We start from the raw sequence: 8,724 nt of genomic DNA, 5'->3' as shown, positions 1-8,724 counted from the left end.
GCGAGGCTCAGTCCAGCTCGCCCGACGCCCTGAGGTCGTCGAAGAGCAGCTGGTCGACGGGCGGCACCCGGTCGCGGTCGGCGTACGAGAACCACGACCTCCCGCGAGGCTCAGTCCAGCTCGCCCGACGCCCTGAGGTCGTCGAAGAGCAGCTGGTCGACGGGCGGCACCCGGTCGCGGTCGGCGTACGAGAACCACGCCACGTCCTCGATCTCGCTGCTGGGGCTCAGCTCACCGCTGAACCCGGCGGTGTAGCAGGCCATCCGGACCACCGCGCCGTCCGGGAGGCCGGGGCCGCCGGCCTCGTACGTCCCGACATGCGCGACGGTCTCCGCGTCGATGCGGACCGTCAGCTCCTCCTCGATCTCGCGCACGAGCGTGTCGAGGTCGCTCTCGGCGCCCTCCCGCTTGCCGCCCGGGATGTAGAAGACGTCCTTCCCGCGCGGGCGCGCGCACAGGATGCGGCCCCCCTCGATCCGCACCCACGCCACCGTGTCGATCAGCACCGGCGCATCCCCGCCCTCCAGTTCGCCGATCGCCTCGGCCAGCCACGTCTTCTCCTCGGTGCCCGTGGCGCGGGCGATGCGCAGCATGCCCTGCCGGAAGAGCGTGGGCGCCTCCTCGGCCCGCACCGGCTCGCCGTCCCGGTAGAAGAAGCTCGTCGGGGCGTCGAGGAACGCCTGCCGCCGGCGCAGGACCGCCGCCTGCCCCGCGCGGTCCGGGAGGTGGTGCAGGAACGCGAGCAGCGTGAAGAAGCGCTGCGCGTCGGTGATTTCGCCCTCCTTGGGGTGCCCGAGCCGGGCGTACAGCTCCTCGCGCCCGGCCTCGGTGAGGGAGAGCACCCGGCGGGGCGCCGACCCCGTTCCGGGTTCGGTGTGCTGGTCGACCAGGCCCGCCTTCACCAGCCGGGAAATGGCCGGATAGAGCGCGCCGTCGCTGACCGTGCGGATGTGGCCGCTGAGGGCCTGGATGCGGGCCTTCAGCTCGTATCCGTGCAGGGGTTCCTCGGAGAGGAATCCCAGAATCGACAGCTCCAGCACGCGCCCAGCTCCTTACCGCGTCCGTCATCCGCTTGCCCGTCGGGCGCCCTCATGCTATCTCTTTCCGCTGTACCTCGATTCGAGGTACAGCGGAAAGAGGGGGCGGTCATGGAAGCGGCTGAGCACCGGCGCGCACTGGTGGCACTCGCGGGTCCGGTCTACGTCGAGCTCCTGGCGGGGGTCGCGGCCGGGATCATCAACATGGTCTGGGTGGCCCGGCTGGGCGGGGCGGCGGTCGCCGCGGTGGCCTCCGCCACCAACGTCGAGAACCTGCTGCTCGGCGTCATCCTGGTCGCCGGCTCGGGTACGATCGTGCTCGTCGCGCGGGCCAGGGGCGCGGGCGATCCGGCGGCGCTGCGCTCGGCGGTGCGCGGCGGCTGGGCGCTGTGGGCCCTGGTCACGCCGGTGGTCGCGGTGGGCGGTTACCTCTGCCGCGTACCGCTGGCCCGGCTCGTCCTCGGAACCGGCGACGGCGACGCACCGGCCCTGGCCGCCGGCTACTTCGCGATCGCGCTGCCGGGCATCGCGGTGTTCTTCGCGACGAATGTGGTCGACGGCATCCTGAAGGGCGCGGGCGACACCCGTACACCGATGCGGCTCGCGATCCTCGCCAACGGCCTGATCCTCGGCCTGGACCCGTTGTTCATCCTGGGGTTCGGGCTCGGGGTGCGCGGCGCGGCGGTCGCCACGGTCCTGGGCCGGACCGCCGCGCTCGTCTGCGGTCTCGTGGCGCTGCGCCGCAACGGCGTGCTGCGCCGGGCCGCCCCGGCCGGTGCGGGCCGCGTGCGCGGGGGCCTGGTCGCCGACGCGCGTGGGACCGCCGCCACGGGCCTGCCCATGTCCGCGGAGTTCACCGCGCGGATGGCGGGGGCGCTCGCGCTCGTCGCCGTCGTCGCCCGGATCGGGGTGGACGAGGTCGCCGCGTACGGGATCGCGACGAAGGCGATGTACGTCGCGACGATGGCCTTCTACGCGGTGCGCCAGGCCGCCGCCATCCGCACCGCCCATCTGCTGGGCGCCGGACGCGATGCGCGGCGGGCCATCGGGCGGCAGGCACTGCTGGTGGCCGCGGCGCTGGGCCTCGCCGCCGCGTCGGCGCTCCTCGCGGCCGCCCCCTGGATCATGCGGGCCTTCGGCGGCGAGGGGGCGGTGGCCGGGGCCGGAGCGCTCTATCTGCGCTGCGCGGGACCGTACCTGCTGCTGCTGGCCTGCTTCATCGCGCTCGGCGGCGTCTTCGAGGGCAGCGGCGCGAGTCCGGCCCTCGCCCGCGTCACCGCCTGCGGGGTCGCCGTCCAACTCGCGCTCGCCCACGGCATGTCGGGGTGGGGGCTGCCGGGCATCTGCCTGGCCATGGGCCTCTCGATGGCGTCGCAGTGCGCCGCGGTCGCCGTCATGTACCGGCGCACGGCGCATCAGGGACAGCCCCGAACGCCCGCCCCGATGCCCGACGCCCCCTCACCCCGGAGCAACTCCGGGAGCACACCGGCGCATTAGCCCGTGTGCCGCACCCCTACGACTGGGCGGCCTGCCCGACCCGCTCCACCCAGTACAGCTGCTTGTGCCCCCGGTCCTGCAACTTGTCGGCCGCCCGCTGGGCCTCCCCCTGCGTGGCGTACCTGCCCACGCGGTAGCGGTTGCCGTTGTCGTCCTGCCGTATCACCAGCCAGGGAAGCACGGCACCGCTGTCACTCATCGTGTTTCTCCCGAGCATCGCGCCCCTCCCCTGAACGATGTGCAGGCTTCTAAGGAACTCCAGGAAACCCCGGTACGCATATGCCTGAGCCTACGCCTGACCTTCACTCAACGGATACGTCTTTGCACAAAGAGGTACTGATCCGGCCAGGAACGGACCAACGCCCCGGGGGCGCATTCTCGCGAATGCGCCCCCGGGGCGTCACAGAGGGCGGGACATGACAACAGGGAAGGGTCCGGGGGCCGCCCCCGGTCACCTCACGGGGAGCCGGTAGCCCACCCGGTAGCGGTCGGCCGGCACCACCACGTCGGCGGTTTCGACGGGCCGCCCCGAGGCATAGAAGGTCCGCTCGACCACCATCACCACATGGCCCGGGACCCCGCCCAGCGCCAGGAGCTCCTCCGCAAGCCCCGGGCGCGCGCCCACCTGCTCGGCCACGTTGTCCACGACCACGTCGATGGCGGCCATCCGCTCGACCACCCCGCAGCCGCCCAGCGGGCCCTCCTCCGGCAGCATCACCGGCGTGCGCCCCGTGATCGCCAGGGGCTCCCAGGAAGTGGAGAGCATCACCGGCTCACCCGCCTCCCGGAACACGTAATGCGTGCGCATGACGCGGTCGCCCGGTTCGATCCCGAGCCGGGCGGCGATCTCGGCGCTCGCGCCCTCCTGCTCGCTGCGCGACTCCCATGTCCCGCGCACCCCGTCCGCCGCCTGCTCCTGGCGGAACGGACCCGCGCCCGCCTCGGGCCGGAAGCCGGAGCGCTCGACCATGCGGGGCACCGGCCGCTCGCGCACGTACGTGCCCGATCCGGAGCGGCCCTCGACCAGGCCCTCCGCCATCAGGACCTTGCGCGCCTCCAGCGCGACGGTGTCCGAGACCCCGTACTCCTCGCGGATGCGCGCCTGGGACGGCAGACGCGTATGCGGCGGCAGCGAACCGTTGACGATCTTCTCTCTCAGATCGCTCGCCACGCGCAGATAGGCGGGCTGCTCACCGAAAGCCACAGGCCACTCCCCAAGAGGTTGACGGACTGCGACAGCGTCGCAACCGTGGGTTCCGGATCGCAAGCGCAGGCCACAGTTTCACTCGAAGTGATGACATTGGGCGGGCCTGCGCATAGTCGGCGGCGCATAGGCCAGAACCCCTTTAAACCGCCTTTGCCAAACCCTTGACCCCGTTTGGTCCAGACCAATAACTTCTGGCCTCATGCGTCGAAGAACCCTGTCTTCACTCGCCATCGCCGCCTGCGCCCTCACGCTCGCGGCCTCCTTCTCCCCCGCCGCCAACGCCTCGTCCGGGCACCGCGGGAGCCACGGACACCACGGCGGCGGCAGCGGCCACCACGGCTCCGCGCCCGACTACAAGCGCGTCGGCTACTTCACCCAATGGGGCGTCTACGGCCGCGACTTCCAGGTCAAGGACCTGGAGACGAGCGGCACGGCGGCCAAACTCACCCACATCAACTACTCGTTCGGCAACGTGAGCGCGGACGGCAAGTGCTTCACGGGCAATGTGCCCGGCGAGGCCGACGCCTGGGCGGACTACGTCCGTCCGCTCGACGCGGCCGGCTCCGTGGACGGGGTCGCCGACACCGACGACCAGAAGCTGGCGGGCAACTTCAACCAGCTGCGGGAGCTCAAGGCGAAGCACCCCGGCCTCAAGGTGATGATCTCGCTCGGCGGCTGGAGCTGGTCCACGCACTTCTCCGACGCGGCCCGCACCGCCGCGTCGCGCAAGGCGCTCGTCGCCTCCTGCCTCGACCTGTACATCAAGGGCAACCTGCCGGTGGACGGGACGCGCGGCGGCGAGGGTGCGGCGGCCGGGCTCTTCGACGGCATCGACATCGACTGGGAATGGCCGGGATCGGCCGGTGACACCGACACGGTGTACCGCCCGGAGGACAAGCGGAACTTCACCGCGCTGGTCCACGAGTTCCGCACCCAGCTCGACGCCTACGCGAAGCAGGCCGCCAAGGACCGGAAGGGCCGGCACCACGGCGCGAAACCCAAGCACTACGAGCTCTCGGCGTTCGTCCCGGCGTCCCCCGAGAAGATCGACGCGGGCTTCGACGTACCGCGCATCATGCGGGACTTCGACTTCGTGAACCTCCAGGGCTACGACTTCCACGTCTCCGGCGAGGCGAGGACCGCCCAGCAGTCCGCGCTGTACGCGAAGGGCGACTACAGCGTCGACCGGACCGTGCGGGACTGGCTGAAGCGGGGTGCCCCGGCGCGCAAGCTGGTGATGGGCATGCCCTTCTACGGCCAGGGCTGGACGGGCGTGACCGGCGGCGGCGACGGCCTCGGCCAACCCGCGGCAGGCCCCGCCCCGGCGACCTGGGCGGCCGGTTACGAGGACTACAAGGCCCTCAGGAAACTGGCCGAATCCGGTACGTACAAGGTGCACCGCAATGTGCGCGACGGCAGCGCCTGGCTGTTCGACGGCACCACGCTGTGGACGTACGACGACCCCCAGGTGCTGCGCACCAAGGCCGCGTACATCCGTGACCACCGGCTCGGCGGCGCGATGTTCTGGTCGCTGGACGGCGACACGGAGGACGGCGAGCTGATCACGGCCGTCGACCGCGGGCTCTCCCGCCGGTAGGAACACCCCGGGGGGCGGTCACCAGTCGACGGTCTCCGTCCAGACGGACTGGATGTAGCCGGAGCCCCAGGGGTTGGTGGCGACGGACGCCTGACCGACCGGCGCCCAGTCGCCGAGGACGATCCGCTGCGGAAGGCGCGGGTCCAGGGCGTTGAGCACCGCGTGGACGCGGTGATGGCCGGTGCCGCCCGTGCACAGGCTGGAGATCGTGCTGCCGGCGCCGCCCCCGTAGGAGACCGTGCAGTTGGTGGGCGCCGCCTGGGCGGAGGGGGCGGCGGTCAGCATCGCGCCGACCGCGGTCATGGCAAGGGCCGCGGTACCTATCACACTGCGCTTCCCGAACATGAGACTCCTTGGGTTCAGTGGGTGGGTCCAGTGAGTGGGTGGGCCCGGTGGTGTGGAACTCGCCGCGATGCGCCCAACTGGCCGTAAGCGCAGATTTCCTGACACATCAGGAGATCGTGTGAAGGATCCTGCCCACATTCGGCCACACTGACAAGAGCGCTGCCCAGATTTGGTCCAGTCCAATCGACCGAGGCCCTTGCGCGAGGTGGGCGCGAAGTCCCGGACGGAGACCGCGCGGGTCGCGAGGGCCCGCCCCCCGACCTGATGGTCCGTCAAAATGCGCCCGCGCAAGCCCTATTGACGACCACACACCCATGAGTATGGTCTAGACCTAAGGTGAGCCGTGGTCGCCCTGGGCGGCCGGCGGCATGCGAGGGGACTGCGGGCGGCACCCCCTCGCCACCGGCCGTACCCCTGCCCCCACCGCGCCGGCACCCCCCTGACAAGGCCGCTGCCCGGTGCGGGCATGTCCGACCGCTGCCGTCACCCCGCGGCAGTCCCCAGCGAAGGAGTTGGCATGAACGCGAAGCGAAAACTGGCCCTCGTGCTCGGTGCGGGAGTCGCCCCCCTGCTCGCGGTGGTCCTGCCGGCCACCACGGCCAGTGCGCACGGTTACGTCTCCTCGCCGCCGAGCCGCCAGGCGCAGTGCGCGTCGGGCGTGGTCGACTGCGGCCAGATCAAGTACGAGCCGCAGAGCGTCGAGGGCCCCAAGGGCCTGAAAAGCTGCAGCGGAGGCAACGCGCAGTTCGCCGAGCTGGACAACGACAGCAAGGGCTGGAAGGCCACCCCGGTCGGCAGCTCCGCGGACTTCTCCTGGACGCTGACGGCCCGCCACGCCACGAGCACCTGGCAGTACTACATCGGCGGCTCGAAGATCGCGGAGTTCAACGACAACGGCGCCCAGCCCGGCGCCACCAAGACCCACCACGTGAACTTCGGCAGCTACTCCGGCCGCCAGAAGGTGCTCGCCGTCTGGAACATCTCGGACACGGCCAACGCGTTCTACGCCTGCATCGACGTCCAGATCGGCGGGGGCGGCACCCCCGGCGGCGGTGACGGCGGCGACCCGGGCGACTGCGCCGCCTCCGCCTGGGAGGCCGGCCGCGTGTACAACGGCGGCGAGACGGTCTCGTACAACGGGCACACCTGGCGCGCCAAGTGGTGGGTGCAGGGCGACCAGCCCGGCACGACCGGCGAGTGGGGCGTCTGGGAGGACCTGGGCGCCTGCTGACGCGCGTCTCTCCGCGGGGCTCCGGCCCCGCGGAGAGGTACGTGCGGGGCCGGACTCACGCCGCGTACGACGCGGTCCGCGCGCTGCCCCCGGAGGCGAGGACCTTACGCGTGACGCGCTCGGCGATCGCGGCGACCAGGGCGCGCGGCCGGCGCGGCAGCAGGTGCGCGGACAGCGAGTTGCCGAACCCCGGGGTGACATAGGCGCGGTCGCGGTCGAGGGCGGCCAGCGCGGCGCGCACGACCGGCTCCGGCGTGCTCATCGCCCCGTTGACAGCCGCCTCACGCGTCCCGATGGCCTCGAAGAACGGCGTGTCGACGGGCCCGGGGCACAGAGTGAGCACGCGCACGCCGCGCCCTCGGCACTCCTGGCGCAGGGACAGCCCGAAGTTCAGCACGAACGCCTTGGCCGAGCTGTAGACCGCGAAGTACGGGGCGGGCTGGAAGGCCGCGGTGGAGGCGACGTTGACGACGGCGCCGGTGCCGCGTTCCAGCATGCCGGGGAGCAGGGCGTGCGTGAGGCCGACGAGCGCGACGACATTGACCATCAGCTGGTCGTGGTCGCGCTCGGCGTCGATGTCCTCGAAGCGGCCGCAGGTCCCGAACCCGGCGTTGTTGACCAGCATCCCGATCCGCAGGCCGAGCGCGTCGAGCCGGCCGGCGACGGCACGGGCGGCACCGGGCTCGGCGAGGTCCTGGACGAGGACGTGGGCGCGTATGCCGTGTTCCGCCTCCAGCCGCGCGGCGAGGGCGGTGAGCCGGTCCTCCGAGCGTGCGACCAGGACGAGGTCGTGCCCACGGGAGGCGAGCTGGGCGGCGAACTCCGCGCCGAGCCCGGAGGAGGCACCGGTGACGAGGGCGATTGCGGGCATGGGAGGTCTCCTTGGCGAGGCGTCGATGAACTGAGCATCTGAAACACCACAGTACCCAATTTCCCGTTAACTGCAACACCACTGTTCCAGATATCCCAGAGATGGCGCACGGGTGTTACGTTTCAGGAGCTGGGGCAACAAGAAGACGAGGAGAACGCCATGGGCGGCGAGACAACGGCAAGGCCGCTGCGGGCGGACGCGGAGCGCAGCGTGCGCCTGATCCTGGAGGCGGCGGAACGCCTGCTCTCGAAGGACCCCGGCGCCTCGATGGAACAGATCGCGGCCGAGGCGGGCGTGTCCCGCACGACGATCCACCGCCGCTTCGCACACCGCCAGGCGCTGACCGACGCCCTGGCCCTGTCGGCGGCCCGCCAGCTCGCCCAGGCCGTGGAGGACGGACGCCCCACCACCGCCCCGCCCCTGGTGGCCCTGCACCGCATCACCGCGAACGTCCTGGAGGTCAAGGGCGCCTGGACGTTCGCCCTGAGCCTCCCGGCCACCCCCGGCACGGAGGCGGCCGCGCTTCACGAAACGATGGCCGAACACTGCCTCACGGTCCTGGCCCGGGCCCGCGAAGCCCACCTCATCGCCCCCTCGTCCGACCTCCCCTGGCTCCAACGCGTCTACTACGCCCTGCTCGGCGAGACCCTCCACGGCAACCCGTCCGACCCGCTGACGGACCCGGACGCCCTGGCGGCACGGGTGGTGGAGACGTTCCTGCACGGGGCGGGGGGACGGGGCTGACGGAGGGCTGACAGGGCCCACCCCGTGACGGCGCAGCCGACGAAGCCGTTCCCCGCCCGTTGCCTGAACAGGCAACGGGCAACCCTGCCAAATCTTGATCCCCGAGGCACACCTTCGTGCCAGACTCACTCGTGGATGCGGAGCGAAGTGGCGCACTCACAAAGGGTGTTCACGCCTGCTCGCCACATCCGCCTG

Annotated in this window: 9 protein-coding genes and 1 pseudogene; 4 read left to right on the top strand and 6 right to left on the bottom strand. The window is 71.7% G+C overall.

Features of this window, described 5'->3' with window-relative positions:
• Window positions 1-110: 110 nt before the first annotated feature.
• Together ABZ565_RS29500 and ABZ565_RS29495 are read right to left on the bottom strand one after the other, a co-directional pair.
• Window positions 111-506: an NUDIX domain-containing protein gene (locus ABZ565_RS29500; RefSeq protein ID WP_361033493.1), complete on the bottom strand. Its 396-nt coding sequence runs from the start codon at window positions 504-506 to the stop codon at window positions 111-113.
• A gap of 12 nt (window positions 507-518) precedes the next feature.
• Window positions 519-1,040, bottom strand: a pseudogene (locus tag ABZ565_RS29495) (PadR family transcriptional regulator); the annotation flags it as partial.
• A 108-nt stretch (window positions 1,041-1,148) separates the two neighbouring features.
• Between ABZ565_RS29495 and ABZ565_RS29490 the strand changes: the two are divergent.
• Window positions 1,149-2,534, top strand: a complete 1,386-nt coding sequence (locus ABZ565_RS29490; RefSeq protein ID WP_361033394.1) for an MATE family efflux transporter — start codon at window positions 1,149-1,151, stop codon at window positions 2,532-2,534.
• 16 nt (window positions 2,535-2,550) lie between these two features.
• On the opposite strand, the gene ABZ565_RS29485 is transcribed toward ABZ565_RS29490, so the two are convergent.
• Both ABZ565_RS29485 and ABZ565_RS29480 read right to left on the bottom strand, forming a co-directional pair.
• The gene (locus tag ABZ565_RS29485) at window positions 2,551-2,751 is read right to left on the bottom strand and encodes an SPOR domain-containing protein (RefSeq protein ID WP_164403001.1); all 201 of its coding nucleotides are present in this window, start codon (window positions 2,749-2,751) and stop codon (window positions 2,551-2,553) included.
• 234 nt (window positions 2,752-2,985) lie between these two features.
• Window positions 2,986-3,738 carry a GntR family transcriptional regulator gene (locus tag ABZ565_RS29480; RefSeq protein WP_361033390.1) on the bottom strand — a complete coding sequence of 251 codons (753 nt, stop codon included), beginning with the start codon at window positions 3,736-3,738 and terminating at the stop codon, window positions 2,986-2,988.
• 202 nt (window positions 3,739-3,940) lie between these two features.
• Between ABZ565_RS29480 and ABZ565_RS29475 the strand changes: the two genes are divergently transcribed.
• The gene (locus ABZ565_RS29475; RefSeq protein WP_361033387.1) at window positions 3,941-5,338 is read left to right on the top strand and encodes a glycoside hydrolase family 18 protein; all 1,398 of its coding nucleotides are present in this window, start codon (window positions 3,941-3,943) and stop codon (window positions 5,336-5,338) included.
• An 18-nt stretch (window positions 5,339-5,356) separates the two neighbouring features.
• On the opposite strand, the gene ABZ565_RS29470 is transcribed toward ABZ565_RS29475, so the two are convergent.
• Window positions 5,357-5,683 (bottom strand): hypothetical protein, encoded by a 327-nt coding sequence (locus tag ABZ565_RS29470; protein ID WP_361033384.1) that lies wholly within the window; start codon window positions 5,681-5,683, stop codon window positions 5,357-5,359.
• A gap of 517 nt (window positions 5,684-6,200) precedes the next feature.
• Here ABZ565_RS29470 and ABZ565_RS29465 point away from each other — a divergent pair.
• A complete protein-coding gene (locus ABZ565_RS29465; RefSeq protein WP_361033381.1) occupies window positions 6,201-6,914 on the top strand; it encodes a lytic polysaccharide monooxygenase in 714 nt (237 codons plus the stop codon).
• Between the two features lie 55 nt (window positions 6,915-6,969).
• Here the strand turns inward: ABZ565_RS29465 and ABZ565_RS29460 are convergent, their stop codons facing one another.
• Window positions 6,970-7,785: an SDR family oxidoreductase gene (locus tag ABZ565_RS29460; protein WP_361033378.1), complete on the bottom strand. Its 816-nt coding sequence runs from the start codon at window positions 7,783-7,785 to the stop codon at window positions 6,970-6,972.
• A gap of 159 nt (window positions 7,786-7,944) precedes the next feature.
• Here ABZ565_RS29460 and ABZ565_RS29455 point away from each other — a divergent pair, with 159 nt between their 5' ends.
• Window positions 7,945-8,529, top strand: a complete 585-nt coding sequence (locus ABZ565_RS29455; RefSeq protein WP_361033375.1) for a helix-turn-helix domain-containing protein — start codon at window positions 7,945-7,947, stop codon at window positions 8,527-8,529.
• Window positions 8,530-8,724: the final 195 nt, after the last annotated feature.

Source organism: Streptomyces sp. NPDC016469, from assembly GCF_040632905.1.
Lineage (GTDB): Bacteria > Actinomycetota > Actinomycetes > Streptomycetales > Streptomycetaceae > Streptomyces.
This window is presented reverse-complemented; position numbering and strand designations above follow the sequence as displayed.